This window comes from Streptomyces sp. PTL18 (assembly GCF_059510295.1).
Genome location: NZ_JCAJZO010000019.1, coordinates 16,368 through 31,026, shown reverse-complemented (window position 1 = coordinate 31,026; position 14,659 = coordinate 16,368). Strand labels below are relative to the sequence as shown.

Annotated in this window: 12 protein-coding genes; 3 read left to right on the top strand and 9 right to left on the bottom strand. The window is 70.0% G+C overall.

Annotation, left to right across the window (positions count from 1 at the left end):
• Window positions 1-199 precede the first annotated feature (199 nt).
• Window positions 200-706: a nitroreductase family deazaflavin-dependent oxidoreductase gene (locus AC5WS8_RS28505; protein WP_496106360.1), complete on the bottom strand. Its 507-nt coding sequence runs from the start codon at window positions 704-706 to the stop codon at window positions 200-202.
• A gap of 164 nt (window positions 707-870) precedes the next feature.
• On the opposite strand from AC5WS8_RS28505, the gene AC5WS8_RS28500 reads away from it, so the two are divergent.
• The gene (locus tag AC5WS8_RS28500; protein WP_496106359.1) at window positions 871-1,959 is read left to right on the top strand and encodes a PP2C family protein-serine/threonine phosphatase; all 1,089 of its coding nucleotides are present in this window, start codon (window positions 871-873) and stop codon (window positions 1,957-1,959) included.
• 146 nt (window positions 1,960-2,105) lie between these two features.
• Here the strand turns inward: AC5WS8_RS28500 and AC5WS8_RS28495 are convergent, their stop codons facing one another.
• The 8 genes from AC5WS8_RS28495 to AC5WS8_RS28460 form a co-directional block, all read right to left on the bottom strand.
• A complete protein-coding gene (locus tag AC5WS8_RS28495; RefSeq protein WP_496106358.1) occupies window positions 2,106-2,351 on the bottom strand; it encodes a hypothetical protein in 246 nt (81 codons plus the stop codon).
• A 365-nt stretch (window positions 2,352-2,716) separates the two neighbouring features.
• Window positions 2,717-3,703, bottom strand: coding sequence for a cytochrome c oxidase assembly protein (locus tag AC5WS8_RS28490; protein ID WP_496106357.1), 987 nt, complete (start codon window positions 3,701-3,703; stop codon window positions 2,717-2,719).
• A gap of 1 nt (window position 3,704) precedes the next feature.
• Window positions 3,705-4,964 (bottom strand): iron uptake transporter deferrochelatase/peroxidase subunit, encoded by a 1,260-nt coding sequence (gene efeB / locus AC5WS8_RS28485; protein WP_496106356.1) that lies wholly within the window; start codon window positions 4,962-4,964, stop codon window positions 3,705-3,707.
• 73 nt (window positions 4,965-5,037) lie between these two features.
• Window positions 5,038-5,562 (bottom strand): copper chaperone PCu(A)C, encoded by a 525-nt coding sequence (locus AC5WS8_RS28480; protein WP_496106355.1) that lies wholly within the window; start codon window positions 5,560-5,562, stop codon window positions 5,038-5,040.
• Complete coding sequence (locus AC5WS8_RS28475) at window positions 5,559-6,221, bottom strand: SCO family protein (protein WP_496106354.1); 663 nt, start codon at window positions 6,219-6,221, stop codon at window positions 5,559-5,561. Before AC5WS8_RS28475 ends, AC5WS8_RS28480 begins: the two co-directional genes overlap by 4 nt.
• A gap of 251 nt (window positions 6,222-6,472) precedes the next feature.
• Window positions 6,473-7,294 carry a hypothetical protein gene (locus AC5WS8_RS28470; protein ID WP_496106353.1) on the bottom strand — a complete coding sequence of 274 codons (822 nt, stop codon included), beginning with the start codon at window positions 7,292-7,294 and terminating at the stop codon, window positions 6,473-6,475.
• Window positions 7,295-7,745: 451 nt separating this feature from the next.
• A complete protein-coding gene (locus AC5WS8_RS28465) occupies window positions 7,746-8,807 on the bottom strand; it encodes a YihY/virulence factor BrkB family protein (RefSeq protein ID WP_496106352.1) in 1,062 nt (353 codons plus the stop codon).
• Between the two features lie 166 nt (window positions 8,808-8,973).
• Complete coding sequence (locus AC5WS8_RS28460) at window positions 8,974-11,403, bottom strand: SpoIIE family protein phosphatase (protein WP_496106351.1); 2,430 nt, start codon at window positions 11,401-11,403, stop codon at window positions 8,974-8,976.
• A gap of 733 nt (window positions 11,404-12,136) precedes the next feature.
• On the opposite strand from AC5WS8_RS28460, the gene AC5WS8_RS28455 reads away from it, so the two are divergent.
• Both AC5WS8_RS28455 and AC5WS8_RS28450 read left to right on the top strand, forming a co-directional pair.
• The gene (locus tag AC5WS8_RS28455; RefSeq protein WP_496106350.1) at window positions 12,137-13,048 is read left to right on the top strand and encodes a DMT family transporter; all 912 of its coding nucleotides are present in this window, start codon (window positions 12,137-12,139) and stop codon (window positions 13,046-13,048) included.
• Window positions 13,045-14,571 (top strand): MFS transporter, encoded by a 1,527-nt coding sequence (locus tag AC5WS8_RS28450; protein ID WP_496106349.1) that lies wholly within the window; start codon window positions 13,045-13,047, stop codon window positions 14,569-14,571. Before AC5WS8_RS28455 ends, AC5WS8_RS28450 begins: the two co-directional genes overlap by 4 nt.
• Window positions 14,572-14,659 lie beyond the last annotated feature (88 nt).

Here is a 14,659-nt window from a genome sequence, read left to right as displayed (position 1 = left end):
ACGGCGTGAGCCGGCGGAAGCCGTACCCCAGCGAACTGCCCGATGCCCGACGAGCCTTGATCGGGCCGATGCCGACAGCACGGAGGGAAGCCCGGCCCGCGGTCTGTCGACGACGGCGTACTCGCCGGGGCTCGGCCACCGGCCCGCGTACGCGGTGCCTGCGCCGCCGCGCACCGGCGGCGCTCGACCGTCGCTCCGGTCACGAAAGCCGGTAACCCGGGGTGGCGTCCAGACGTACGAAGGGGATGGTCCGGCCCGCCTCCCGGAAGCCGGCGTCGGTGCCGTCCGCCCGCAAGCCCATGAACGCGCACAGGCGGCGCGCGGTCCGAGGGTGCCGATGGCCGTAGCGCGCCATGATCGTGGCACCGTCGTCCGGCGAGAGGAAGTGCGCCGTGACCGCGTGGTGACAGTTGCCCAGTTGGATCACGGTCTTCGGTTGTGCGTGCAGGTTGCGGTACCAGGCTGCCCTGGGGCCGAAGCCCGACGCGACGGTCCAACTGCCGTCCTCCGGATCGTGCTCCACCACTTCGAGGACCACTCGTCGGTCGAGTCCCGTCACGCGGCCCGTGTGGTGCAGCAGGAGCAGCCGTTTGCCGAACACCCATCCGAGCCCGCAGCGGAACATGAGGATCGGTAGCCGTGCCGCGAAGCGCCGCCATCCCGTGGGAAGACGGGGCCGGTCCGGTGTGGTGGGTCTGTCGGGCATTCTCGCCTTCCGGTGGTCGGGCATGTCGGCCTCTCGGCTGCTCTTGGACAGCCGAGGGCGAGAGTCACTCGCGGGAACTTTTGCATAGTCTAAAGGCGGGGAGGGGCGTCTGTGCGGGAAGTATCCGGGCGGCTCTCATGCGCTGTGACATCGCTGGAGGATGCATGACCGTGGACAAGCCGACGTCCGGTTTCGCGTTGCTGTCCTGGATGCCGGTGGCGGCGATGGCCGTGGTGGCCGCGGCGGACGTCGTCGCCGGGCCGGGGGTGGGGTTCCTGCCGCTGGTCTCGCTCGGACCGGCGTTCGCCGGGCTGGTCGGCGGCTGGCGGCGTACGGCGCTGATCGGCGTGGTGGCGCTGCTGCTGTGCGTCGGGCTCGGTCTGTACGACGGCCTGTTCGAGGAGCGCCGGGGGTTCACCGCGATGGCGTCGGTGGCGGGAGTGACCGGTGTGGGCATCGCGGCCGCCGTGATGCGCTCGCGCCGGGAGGCCGAGCTGGCCAGTGTGCGGTCGATCGCGGAGGTGGCCCAGCGGGTGCTGCTACGGCCGGTGCCGCGGACCGCGGGCCCGTTGCTGGCGGCGGTGTCGTACACGTCGGCGGTCGCCGAGGCGCGCATCGGTGGCGACCTGTACGAGGTGGTCGCCTCGCCCCACGGAATCCGGGTGATCGTCGGGGACGTGCAGGGCAAAGGGCTGGCCGCGGTGGAGACCGCCGCCGTGGTGCTCGGCGCGTTCCGTGAGGCGGCCCACGACGAGCCCGACCTGGTGGGGCTGGGTGAGCGCCTGGAGCGCAGTGTGGCCCGGGAGTTGGAGGGGGAGAAGTTCGTCACCGCCGTCCTCGCCGAGATCGGTGAGCACCATGAGGTCGTCTTCCTCAACTACGGTCATCCGGCCCCGATGGTCGTGCGCCGGGACGGTTCCGCCGACTTCCCGCAGCCACCCTCCTACGCCCTCCCCTTGGGTCTGGGCGCCCACGGCAGCGAAGACCCGAAGCCCTATCGGGTGGACTTCGCGCCCGGCGATCAGCTGCTGCTGTACACCGACGGCGTCACCGAGGCCCGGGACGCCGCCGGCTCCTTCTACCCCCTCGGCGACCGGGCCGGGCTGCTCGAGCACCCCGACGCGGACCACGCGCTTCAGGCCCTGCGCGAGGACCTGGTGCGCCACACCGCAGGGCCGTTCCACGACGACGCGGCCATGCTCCTGCTCCGCTACCACGGTCACACGGAGGGGAAATCCGTCCCCATCGGGTGAGAGCGCAGCGACGTCGACGCGGCGGAAGGGACGCACGCCGGAGCGCGAGACGGTGCGCGACGCTCCCCGGTGCCTGGACGGGGCGCCGCAACCGATCCGGTGCGAGGCGTGGCCCGACGGAACGGGAAGGGGCGGCGGTGCCCCTGTCACCCCCCGTGCAGACGTATGGACGCGACGCGCCCAGGCCGCATGATGCGGATCTTGCGGCCCTCGCAGGCGGGGCAGCGTGGCGACTGCAGCGGCGATCGCACGAGCCTGCCGCCGAGATGGTAGGTGGCGGTGATACGCGCGTCATCCTCCTCGGTCACGTCGATGTCGTACGTGTCCTCCCAGCCGTGTCCGCAGTCGAGGCACACGAACGAGTAGGCGCGCTGGACGTGCCTCGTGTGCATGGCCCACCTCCTCTGAGCGGTCTGTCCCGTCGAAGTTCGCGTACCCATTCTTGCGCAATGCAAAATGATGCGGAGCATGTGCTGCGACGTCCTGGAACCGTTCACGTGGCCGAGTGAGCAACGTGCGGGGCGCTCTGGAGCTCGGCGTGGACGAGGGGGCCCGGGCGGCGCCCTGCTGCTGGTGGCGTACTCGGGGGCCGCCGTGCAGGGCCGGCACGGGGGTGATCGGCGGGGGCGGCGCGGCGAGCTGCCCGACGGGCGCCGGTGCGACCTCCGGCTGCTCCGCGAGGGCCTCGGCCGGGGTTGGCCGGGGACGCCACGGACGTATTCCCCGGCGCTCCCCGATGTCGGGCGCACGTGATGGTTCAGGTCGAGCTGTCGCGGGCGGCGAGTCGGGCGAGGTAGGCGTTGTAGGCGGTGAGTTCGGCGTTGTGGTCCCTGTCGGCCTGGCGGTCGGTGCGGGCGGCGGTACGGCGGTCGCTGCCGGCCCACTGGACGAGCACGGCCATCAGGACGAGCAGGGTGGGGATCTCGCTGAAGGCCCAGGCGATGCCGCCGCCGGTGCTCTGGTCGGAGAGCGGGCCGATGTGCCAGGCGGCCGGGGGGTGGGCGAAGTAGGTGGCGATCAGGGTGCTGGACATCATCACGGCGATGCCGAAGAAGGCGTGGAACGGCATGCCGATGAACAGCTCCAGGATCCGCAGCAGGTGGGAGGGGCGACGGGGGGCGGGGTCGACACCGAGGATGGGCCAGAAGAACAGCAGGCCGGTCGCCAGGAAGTGGGCGAGCATCCACTCGTGGCCGAGCCAGCTGCGCATGAGGAAGTCGAACAGCGGGGTGAAGTACAGGCCGTAGAGGCTGGCGACGAACAGCGGCAGGGTGAACAGCGGAGAGGAGACCACGCGTGCCGGACGGCTGTGAAGGAACCGGGTGAGCAGTTCCCTGGGGCCGGTGCGGCCACGCCCGGCGGTGGGCAGGGCGCGCAGGGCGAGGGTAATGGGTGCGCCGAGCAGGAGCAGGATCGGGGAGAGCATGGACAGCACCATGTGCTGCACCATGTGGACGCTGAACATCCCCATGCCGTAGCCGCCCACGCCGGTGCAGGTGACCCCGGCGACGGTGAGCACGCCCGCGGTCCACGACAGGGTGCGGGTCGGCGGCCAGCGGTCGCCGCGCCGCCGCAGGAGCCACACCGCCAGGCCGTACGCGGCCAGGGCCAGGAGGCAGGCGAGGGGCTCCACCGGCACCGGCTGGGGGTGCCAGGCCAGCAGCCGTTGCAAGGTGGGTGGTGCGGTGGGCATCCACATCGGGCCGGTCATGTGCGTGTGCTGCATGCCGTGCATGTCTGTCATGTCATGCCTCCAGCAGGCGCCGGCCGACGTACTCGCCCGGCGCGGCACCGCCCGGGACGGCGAACAGGGCACTGGACTCGTGGCGTATGAACCGGGTGAGGTGGTCGGCGCCGTCGAGTTTCGTCTGCACCTTGATGAAGGCGGCCGGGTCGGCCTGCCAGGCGATGAACAGGAGCCCCGCGTTCGGCCGGCCGTCGGTGCCGTAGCCGTCGTGGTAGGAGAAGCCGCGGCGCAGCATGGCGGCCTGGTCGTTGGACTCGGGCGCGGCGACGCGGACGTGGGCGTCCGCGGGGACGGCCAGGGAGCCGTCGGAGGCGAACTTGTCCAGGTCGATGGGGGTGGTCTCGGGCGCGTCGTCGGGGGCCGACAGGGGTGCCCCGGTGGTCTTGCGGCGGCCGATGACGTGTTCCTGCTCGGTGCGGGTGAGGTCGGCCCAGTCGTCGAGGCGCATGCGGATGCGGCGTACGACGGCGTAGGAGCCGCCGTTCATCCACGCCTCCTCGCCGTGGCTGTCCGGGACGAAGATCTTGGCGGCGAAGTCGGCGTCGGAGGGCTTCGGATTGCCGGTGCCGTCGATCTGGCCCATCAGGTTGCGGACGGTCTTCGGGCGGGCGGTGGCGCCGGGGGTGCGGTTGAAGCCGCTCATCTGCCAGCGGACCTCGGCCGTCCCGGCCGCCTCCCTCTGGAGGATGCGCAGGGCGTGGAAGGCGACGAGGGGGTCGTCGGCGCCGATCTGGATCCACAGATCGCCGTCGCTGCGCTGCGGGTCGATGGCGTCGGAGGGGAAGCGAGGGATGGGCACGAGCGCGGCGGGAGCGCGGTGGGTGAGGCCGGTCCTGGTGAAGAAGGTGCGGCCGAAGCCGAAGGTCACGGTGAGTCTGCAGGGTCCGGCGTCGAGGGCGATCTGGTCGTCGGCGGCGGGCGGGTGGCCCTGGGTCATCGCCTCGGCCGCGGCCGACCAGCGGTGCATCAGTGCGGCGGCCTCCTTGCGCCGGGCGCCGGCTGCCAGGTCGAAGGCGATGATGTGGCCGATGGCCTGCGGAGGGGTGGCGATGCCCGCCTGATGGGTGCCGTGGAAGGAGACGGCAGTGGTGCCGACAGCGGACAACGGGCTGGTACGTGCGGCGACCGCGTATCCGGCCGTGCCGCCGGCCGTTCCGAAGAGGAGTCCGGCCGTTCCGGCAGCACCGGCCGTGCCCAGCAGCCGCCTGCGGGTGATGACGCCGCGTTCGTCATGAGGGCGCGTGGTGTTCTCTTGCATGGAAGGTCCTGTGTGGGATCCGGGTGGGGGAGGGCCCGCGGGCGACGAACGCCCACGGGCCCTCGAGGTGGCGTCAGTGCGTGGGCTGGTAGACCGCGGGCTTGACCGGGGCGCGCACAGTGATCGTGCCGGAGTCGGCGAAACGCAGCCGCAGGGTGATCGTGTCTCCCACCCTGGGCTTCTTCTTGAGGCCCGTCAGCATCAGGTGGTTGCCGCCCGTGCGCAGCACCAGAGAACCGAGTGCCGGTACGGTGAACTTCTTCACCTGCTGCATCTGGTGCTGAGCCGTGGTGCGGTGCATCGTCACCGCGGTGGCGAGGTCGCTGGTGACTCCGGTCAACGTGTCCGGCAGCCGGCCGGTGTTGGTGACGGTGAGGTAGCCCGCGGCCATGTCGGCCGTCGGGGGCTGCGGTATGTAGGCGCCGGTCACCCTCAGTACCGGCTCGTCGTACGCCTGTGCCGCCGACGACGAGGCGGAGGACGAGCAGCCGGTCAGGGCGACGCCTCCGAGCAGCAGCGTGGCGGCGATTCCCGAGAGACGGCGGGCGCCGGCACCGTTGCGGCGAAGAACGGGGAAACGGGCGAGGGAACGTGTCATGGCGTCTCTCCCTTGACGAGCTTCGGCAGGTCGGCGGCGTACCGCTGCTCGGAGGTCCCCGAGGTGTAGAAGAGGTGCGCCTTGTCGTCCTTGGGCGAGAAGGCGAACACCTCGGCGCCGTGGCTGACGGTCACGGTGCCGTCCTTGTGTTTCACCGGTGCGGAAATACCCACACCCAGAGCTCGCGCCGCCTTCTGTACTGCGGTGAAGTCGCCGGTCAGGCCGATGAACGACGGGTCGATCGCGCCCAGCCACTGCTTGAGCCGCTGAGGGGTGTCACGGGATGGATCCGTGCTGACGAAGACCACGCGCAGGTCACGCCGGTCCGCTGCCGGCAGTTTGCGCGCGGCCAGCGCGATGTCCGCCATGGTCGTCGGGCAGACGTCGGGGCAGTGGGTGTAGCCGAAGTACAGCAGCGTCGGGTGGCCCGCGGTCTGCTTGACGAGGTCGTAGGAGTGGCCCTTCTCATCAGTGAGGGTCAGGGCGGGCTTGGCGTCCGGTGAGTCGAGGGTGACGGTGCCGGGTGGCGATGAGGAGGAGGGAGAGGCGACGACGGCGGCCGGCTGGTCTCCGGACGCGCCGGCACAGGCGGTCAGGCCCAGCCCGGCGACGACCAGAGCCGCGGCCGTGGCCGTCCGTCGTGGGGTGAAGGCGTGCATCGTGAGGCTCCTGCGTGCGAAGCGACGGGCATATGGCTCGGCTCCCGGAGAAGGGGCGGCACACATGCGGGGAGGGAGAGACGAGACACCCCGCGCGGTGAGAGGCGACGGTTCGGCGGCAGAACGCAGCACGAGGCATTCCGCGACCGCGAGGCCGCTCTCGGTGAAAGCCAGGGAGGCAGGAAAAGGAGGTCTCGCCGTGGGCGCCGGGCGACCGCGTTCCGCCCGCGCCCATGGGCGCGCAGGAGGGTTCAGGCCGCCGCAGCCATCGACGGCGGCCCGCGCCGGACGACGCACGTCCACAGCACGGCGGACCGCAGTCGCCGCGCGCCGTCGTCCTCTGCTCCCGGCGGGAGGAGTGCGGACAGCAGATGCATCAGCAGTGCCGCGACCCGGACCAGAATCCGGGCCATGGCGAGCAGGCCGCTCAGCCGCCGCAGCATGGCGAGGCGCGCGAGCTGGTCCGCGGCCAACGCCGGCAGGCGCACGGCCCGCCACAGCGCGACCTCGCAGCGGCGCAGCACCCAGCCCGTGAGGACGGCGGCGGCCACGTGCGCGGCGAGCATCGGCACCGTGAACATCGAGCTCAGCATCATCGCGTGCCCACCGTGGCCGGCCATGCCTGCCATTCCCGCCATGTCCGGGGTGGCGTGCCCGACGGTGACGGCCCGGGCCGGATCGATGTGGGCCTGCCTCAGGATGAGCGCCGCGCGTTCCGGTGTGAGACGAGTCGCGTCGGCACCGCACAGGAACCGTTCGGCCAGCGCCACCACCTGACTGGAACGGTCGCCCGGAGCAGGCCCCGGGGAGCTCTGTCCGAGGGAGAAGACCAGGTGCAGGCCGAACTCACCCACCAGCAGGGCGAGCGCGATTCCGGGCAGCGACCGCTCCCGTCCGGCCAGAGGGCCCACGAGACACAGCACCGCGGCCCAGCCCACCGCCAGCGACCACACCGGGATCCCGGTGCCCGAGGCCAGCACATGCCCACCTGCGGACAGCACCAGGCACACCGCTGAGAACACAGAGGCCCTCAGCAGTCTCAGATCGGCGGCAGCCTGTACCGGGACGTTCATGGCAGCCGCCATCATTCCAGCCGTCCGGAAGCCGACGAACGCCGGGGCTGCCGTCGACGCGAACGGTCCCGGCCCCGCCCAGTGCCGAACCGGGTCACTCGGCGGACCTTTTTCAGGCGACCTCAGACGTGCCGGACCAGGGTGTGACTCGCCGCCGTATCACCAGGTGCTCCTCTTCATGCCGGTCGGCCGAGTGCCGCGCCGTACGCGTGCCGCGCCGTACGCGATACGCGCCGTACGCGATACGCGCCGTACGCGATACGCGCCGTACGCGTGCCGCGTCGGCCGAGTGCCGCGCCGTACGCGATACGCGCCGAACGGGTGCCGCGCGAAGCCCCCGCCGACGAGCCTGACTACGGCCACCGCGGCGACGGCCGGCGCCGTGAGGGGGCCGAGGCCAAGGATCATGCCGCCCGAACTCGGGTCCCTGTCCGTGGCAGGCGCCCCGGGCTCAGTCCCCCAGGCGGCGCCGGTCGTCCTCGTCCCACTTCTGGGTGTCGCGGGGCTGGGTGTACGGCTCGGTGTCGGGCGGGAGGCCACCTGCGATGGCCCGCTGCCGTACGGTCTCCGCGTCGAACTCCAGGCCCAGCAGGATGGCGAGATTGGTGATCCACAGCCACACGAGGAAGACGATGACGCCGGCCATGGTGCCGTAGGTCTTGTTGTAGGAGGCGAAGTTGGCCACATAGACCGCGAAGGCACCGGAGGCGGCCATCCAGATCACCAGGGCGAGGAAGCTGCCCGGGGTGATCCAACGGAACCCCTTCACCCTCGCGTTCGGACTCGCCCAGTACAGGATCGCGACCATGCCGGTGACCAGGACGACCAGGACGGGCCACTTGGCGATCGACCACACTGTGATCGCCGTGTGCCCGAGGCCCAACGCGGTGCCGGCCCGCTGGGCCAGAGGACCGCTGAAAACCACCAGCAAAGCGCTGACCACTGCCACTACCAGCAGCACGACGGTCACCCCGACGCGTACCGGAAGGATCTTCCACATGGGGCGACCCTCAGGCATGTCGTAAACGGCGTTGGCAGCCCGGATGAACGCCGCGACATAGCCCGACGCGGACCACACCGCCAGTACCAGACCGGCCAGCGCCATGATCGATCCGATGCCTGCGTGGTTCTGCAACTGCTGAACCGCGGCCGTGATGATGTTGCGGGCGGAGCCGGGGGCAAGGTGTTTGAGATCGGCCAGCACAGCGGACGTGGCCGACTTCCCGGCTACGCCCAGCAGCGACACGAGCACCAGCAGCGCCGGGAACAGCGAAAGCACCGCGTAATAGGTCAACGCCGCCGCCCGGTCGGCCAGCTCATCCTCCTTGAACTCCCGCAGAGCCCCCTTGAGCACGGCGCCCCAGGCCCGCCTGGGCAGCTTCGTCGGCGTGTCCGGTGCCCGGCGCTCCACCTCGGGTCCGGGCCCGACCTCTTCGGGCGTCGGTGCCGCGCGCGTTTGCGCCTCGTCGCTGCCGGCGTGCGCTTTCCGCCCTGGAAAATGCAGCCTCGCCATACGCGCCGGGTAACCCTCAACGACCCGTCTACGCGTCGGGGGAACGGCCAGTATGTGCGGCGTCGGGCGTTCAAGGCGTGGCCGGGGGTGGGGTGGCGGTCGGTGATCCGGTCAAGGGCGACGAGCTTCACCACTCGGGAGAATCCCGCTGGTCTTCACGTGGTCTTCACTCGGATTCACCGGGCAATGCCTGTTCAGTCCAGACAGTCTTGCCTTCGCGCGTGTAGCGGGTGCCCCAGCGTTCGGCGATCTGAGCCACGAGGAACAGGCCGCGCCCTCCTTCGTCGGTGGCGTGGGCCCGCCGCAGGTGCGGCGCGGTGTGACTGGCGTCGCTCACCTCGCAGATCAGGAACTGTTCACGGATCAGCCGCAGAGTCATCGGGTCCTTGGCGTATCGGTATGCGTTGGTGACCAGTTCGCTGGCGATCAATTCTGTGGTGAACACCAACTGCCCCAGCCCCCATTCGATCAGCTTGTCGATGACCAGGGTGCGGGCGCGGGAGGCCGCAGCGGGCTCCCTGGGAAGGCACCAGGAGGCGACATTCCGATCGGGTAGCACGCAAGTGCGGGCGATGACCACGACGACGTCGTCGGCGGGCGGGGCGGGCACGAGGCTGTCGATGACCGCTTGGCAGGTCTCCTTCAACGGTTCCGCTGGACGGGTCAACCCGGCGCAGAGTCGTGCAACGCTCTCGTCGGTGTCGGTCCGGCGTTCGCCGATGAGGCCGTTGGTGTAGAGCGTCAGCAGGCTTCCCTCAGGCAGTTCGACGTCCCGTGACTCGAACGGGTGGCCGCCCAGGCCGAGAGGGGGGCCTGCGGGCAGGTCCAGGAGGCGGGCCTGCCCGTCCGGCGTGGTCATTACTGGAGGCGGGTGGCCTGCTCGTGCCGCGGAGCATCGCCGGGAGACGGGGTCATAAACGGCGTACAGGCAGGTCGAGCCGACGACTTGCTCGGTCGGCGGTCGTTCACCGGCTGCCTCCTGTTCGGTGGCCAGCAGGTTGACCAGGTCGTCCAGGCGGGAGAGCACTTCGTCGGGTTCCAGATCCAGGCTGGCCAGAGTGTGGACGGCGGTACGCAGTCGACCCATGGTGGCAGCGGCGTGGAGACCTCGGCCCACCACGTCGCCCACGACGAGAGCGACGCGTGCCCCGGACAGTGCGATGACATCGAACCAGTCGCCGCCCAGGCCCGGGCCCGCCCCGGCGGGCAGATAGCGGGGGGCGACCTCGACGGCGGGTTGCGGGGGCACCGCGCTGGGCAGAAGGCTGCTCTGCAAGGTGAACGTGGTCTGCTGCTGCTGTGCGAAGCGCCGGGCGTTGTCGATGGCGAGGGAGGCGCGCGAGGCCAGTTCTTCGGCCAGAGTGAGGTCATCGACCTCGAACGGATCGGAACGCCGTGATCGCCACAGGCTGATGACGCCCAGCACCAATCCGCGCGCCGTCAGCGGCACGACGATCAAGGAGTGCGCGTTCGCCGGAGGGACGTACCTGCTCCGGTCCGGCTGAAGGGTCGGCCAGATGGATGGAAGGTCCGATTCGAGGACGGGGTGGCTGCCGGCCAGGCATCTGGCCTGGGGCGAGTCCGCGCCGTACTCGATGGGCACGCCCATCGGTTCGGGCAGGCAGGTCCCCTGCGCACCGACGCCGCACGCGGCCACCCGTAGCACCGTCTCCGCCGGCGCAGGCGCCGGTTCGTCACCACGAGTCAGCGGCTCGACCAAGTCCACCGTTGCGTGGTCGGCAAGCTCAGGGACGATGATGTCGGCGACCTCCTGGGCGGTCTGCCTCACGTCCAAGGTCGTTCCGACGCGAGAGCTGGCTTCGGCGAGCAGCGCGAGCCGGTGCTGGGCGCGGTGGCGCTCGGTGATGTCTACGATCATCTCGGCCACTCCCAGGATCCGGCCGTCGGAATCCTTCATGGGGAAGGACGACACCGATGCGACGCTCTCTCGTGCCGGGTCCTGTTCCAGGCGGGCGTACTGCTCCGAGTACACCAGCGGTCTCCCGGTCCGCAGTACGTGGCGCACTCGGTCCACGGCCTTGCGTGCGTCGTCAGGGACGAGGAGAACGCCGACCGGCTTGCCCTGCAATTCCGCGGCCGGCACGCCGGTGAACCGTTCGATGGCTCGGTTGACCCGCAGAATCCTCATGTCCGGGCTGTGCACGACCAGTCCGATCGGGCACCGGCGGTACAGTCCGTCGAGCACCGCGCGGTCCCGCTGCCACTCCAGGACATGAGATGCAGGTGCCCCGGCAAGACACCACTCGCGGCCGTTGGTACGTGAAAATGTGGTTACCCTGAGTCCCAATTCCACCACGTGTCCGTCGCGGTGGCGCACCGGAACCACTCCGAACCATGCTCCGGCGCTTCGGCACTTCGCCGCGGCGTCCTTGACGGCGGTCAGATCGTCGGGCCCCACCAAGAGTTCGAACGCTGAACGATCGATGACATCAGGGCCCGGATAGCCGAGGAGGTCCTGGGCTCGCTGGCTCCATCCGACCACGGTCCCTCGGTCGTCGACCACGCCCAGAGCGGCCAGGTGCAGACCCAGTGGGTCGTCGTTGCTCTCGCTGAGCTCCCTTACCCGCTTCTCCACTGCTGCGGATCACCTCGTCCACGCGTGCCACACTGCCAGGGGTCTTCGTCCACCCGAATCGTTCGTGTGGGGCGCAGGCGGTGTCAGTGTGGAAATCGGCGCATCCCGTAGGCCGCGCTGGTCGGCCGGGATACTGATCGACGGACCGCTCCCCATGCCAATAGCGTCTCCCTGCTCATCCTCGCGCGCACGCGGGGAAAGCCGTCAAGGGGGGCACGTGTTCTTCAGCGTTCCAGCCCTCGCGACGGTCCTTTCTTCGACTCTTCCACGTGTGCGGACGGCCCAGGCTGCACGGAGTGTCCGGGACCGGCGCAGTATCAAGCGGAGCCCGCATTGCTCCGAATCAAACGGAGCCCGCTTTGCTCCGAGTCGGCGGGCGTCGCCGGCAACCGGCATGCTGATCAGCAGCTCCGCAGCAATATTCCGTGGGGAGTTCGGGCGCGATGCCGGACAGCTGCTTCACACCGTCGACAGGGCCCCTGTTGAAGCTCCCGCTGCACCACATCCGGCGTAGGACCGAAGGCGGTCGGCGGAGCACCCCATGGAAAACGAGGTGCCCGAATGCCGCGATGGTTTGAGCGTGATCACATCGGTCCCGCTTTTCCCCCATGTGCTCTGTGGGTGCGTTACCCGGCCGTATCGGGTTACCCGAGTAGGGTGCCTTTCGCGGTATCCCCCTTGTTGACCGGGTTTGCGTACCGGTTGGCGTCGTCGGTCCTTTCCTGGCGGCATCGTGCTTAGCCCCCTGCTGGCCGTGCTGGCGGCCGCTGCCAACGCCCTCGCCTCCGCCCTGCAGCGCAAGGCTGCACGTGATCAGCCGGCGGACGAGAATCTCAGCCTGCGCCTGGTGTGGCACCTGCTGCACCGCCCGGTGTGGCTGGGCGGAATTCTGTCGATCATGGCGGCCTTCCCGCTGCAGGCTGTCGCTCTGGGGAACGGCCAGATCTCCGAGGTGCAGCCGTTGCTGTCCCTGGAACTGCCGATCGCGCTGATCCTTTCCGGTTTCCTCCTCGGGAGTCGGCTGGGCCGACGCGAGTGGGTTGCGGCGGTGGTCATGGCCGCGGGCGTGGCGGGCCTGATCTTCGCGTTGGGACCTCGGAGCGGGAAGGCGGCGTCCGTCTCCTGGGCTGGATGGGTGGTCGGCTGCGGCGCCAACGTGGGATTGATCGTGACCGGTGTCCTCTGGGCACGCACGGCGTCCGGCTCCCGTCGTGCGGCTGTACTGGGAGCCACCGCAGGGTGCGCCTTCGGACTGACCGCCGCACTGATGAAAGGCATGACGATCACCTTTTCTCACGGTCTGGTCGCCTTGTTCACCGGCTGGCAGTTGTGGGCCATGCTCGCGGCCGGTGCGGGCGCGATGTTCCTGCTGCAGTCAGCGATGCACGCGGGCCGGCTGCTGGCCACCCAGCCCGGCCTGACCATGGCCGATCCGGTGGTCGGCATCCTATGGGGGACGCTGATCTTCCACGAGACCGTGCGCGGAGGCCTCTTCATCCTGCTGGCGGTCCTGTCAGCCGCAGCAGCGGCAGCAGCGGTCATGGTTCTTTCCCATTCCCCGCTCCTCTCCGGCCAAGCCGGCCACCGTGAGGACGCCGACACGGGGGATGGCCCCGCCCCGTCAGAGCGCGTGAGGAACGAATGAAGTGGCCGGCACATGTCCGGACACTCCTGGAGCGCGGAACCGGAGCCCTGGGCGGCCCGGCCCGGGCCAGGGTCGTTCTGACACTCGCCGGCACCTTGGCGGTGGACGGCGCGGACAAGGGCGCTGTCTCGGCCATGGCCGCTCAGCTCAAGGGTGCGTTCGGCATCAGCAACACACAGATCGGCCTGCTGGTCTCCGTGGTGGCGCTCTCCAGCGCAGCATTCACCGTCCCGGTAGGACTGCTCACCGACCGCACCCGACGTACCCGGCTGCTCACCGTCAGTGTGGCACTGTGGGCCGCGGCGATGATCCTGGCCGGAGCCAGCACGACTTACGCCTGGCTGCTGCTGTCACGCGTCGCACTGGGCGCTGTCACCGCGACTGCCGGTCCCACCATCGCCTCGTTGACGGGTGACTACTTCCCCGTCAAGGACAGAGCCCGCATGTACGGGTTCATCCTCGCCGGGGAACTGGTCGGCACGGGCGTCGGCTTCGCCCTGTCCGGCTCGATCGGGTCCTTCCTCACCTGGCGCTTCGCCTTCTGGTGGCTGGTCATCCCCGGCGGCGTCCTGGTCTGGTTCCTCAGCCGCCTTCCCGAGCCCGCTCGAGGCGGGCAGTCCCGTCTGGAGGCCGGTCAGGAGCACATCCCGGATGAACGCGAGGTGTCCGAGTCCGGCGAACAGCGAAAGCCGCAGGACGACGCGCAGGAACCGACGGGCGCAGGGAAGGACGACGACCTGGCCGGGACAGCCGCCAAGCGGGCGCATGTCGAACCCCGCGAGCACCTCGTCCTCGACTCCGACCCTCGAAAGAAGCCCAAGTGGTGGTCGATCCGCTACATCCTCAGGGTGCCGACCAATTTGGTCCTGATCATGGCGTCCGCGCTCGGCTACTTCTACTTCACCGGACTGCGCTCGTTCGCCACCCTTTACACCACCAAGCACTACGGTGTCCCCACCTCGGTCGCCACCTCCTTGGTGCTCGTCGTCGGCATCGGAGCACTGGCCGGTGTGCTGTCCGGAGGGCGAATCGCCGACCGGATGCTGCGCGGCGGACGCGTCAACGCCCGCACCCTGGTGCCCACCGTCTGCATGCTGACGGTACCGATCTTCTTCGCACCCGCCATCTACGCCACCTCCCTGGCCGTGGCGCTGCCCCTGCTGGTCGCCGGGGCGCTGCTGCTCGGTGCGGTCAACCCACCCCTGGACGCCGCGCGGCTCGACATCCTCCCTCCATTCCTATGGGGTACCGGGGAAGGCGTACGCACGATGCTGCGCACCCTGTGCGAAGCCGTCGCGCCGACCTTGTTCGGCTACTTCTCGACTGCCGTCGTGGGCGGGCAGAGCACCAGCACCGCGAGCGGGCTGGAGTACACGCTGCTGTTCTTCCTGGTCACACTGATCGCCGCCGGCCTGCTGGGCCTGCTGGCGATGCGCAGCTATCCCCGTGACGTGGTCACCGCGGAGGCATCCACCCGGCGGATCCGAGAATCTCTCCAGCCGGACCGCCCGCCCGACAACTGAACCAGCCCACCGTGTCGCACGGCTCGGATCACGGTGTCTCCACAACCCCGCCGCGCCCGGTCGCCACGCTGTGCGCGGAGCAGCGGTA

Coding starts and splice junctions, on each gene's coding strand:
- AC5WS8_RS28450 (WP_496106349.1), top strand. CDS start 13,045: ATGAAGTGGCCGGCACATGTCCGGACACTCCTGGAGCGCGGAACCGGA.
- AC5WS8_RS28495 (WP_496106358.1), bottom strand. CDS start 2,351: ATGCACACGAGGCACGTCCAGCGCGCCTACTCGTTCGTGTGCCTCGAC.
- AC5WS8_RS28475 (WP_496106354.1), bottom strand. CDS start 6,221: ATGCACGCCTTCACCCCACGACGGACGGCCACGGCCGCGGCTCTGGTC.
- AC5WS8_RS28470 (WP_496106353.1), bottom strand. CDS start 7,294: ATGAACGTCCCGGTACAGGCTGCCGCCGATCTGAGACTGCTGAGGGCC.
- AC5WS8_RS28490 (WP_496106357.1), bottom strand. CDS start 3,703: ATGACAGACATGCACGGCATGCAGCACACGCACATGACCGGCCCGATG.
- efeB (WP_496106356.1), bottom strand. CDS start 4,964: ATGCAAGAGAACACCACGCGCCCTCATGACGAACGCGGCGTCATCACC.
- AC5WS8_RS28465 (WP_496106352.1), bottom strand. CDS start 8,807: ATGGCGAGGCTGCATTTTCCAGGGCGGAAAGCGCACGCCGGCAGCGAC.
- AC5WS8_RS28480 (WP_496106355.1), bottom strand. CDS start 5,562: ATGACACGTTCCCTCGCCCGTTTCCCCGTTCTTCGCCGCAACGGTGCC.
- AC5WS8_RS28500 (WP_496106359.1), top strand. CDS start 871: ATGACCGTGGACAAGCCGACGTCCGGTTTCGCGTTGCTGTCCTGGATG.
- AC5WS8_RS28505 (WP_496106360.1), bottom strand. CDS start 706: ATGCCCGACAGACCCACCACACCGGACCGGCCCCGTCTTCCCACGGGA.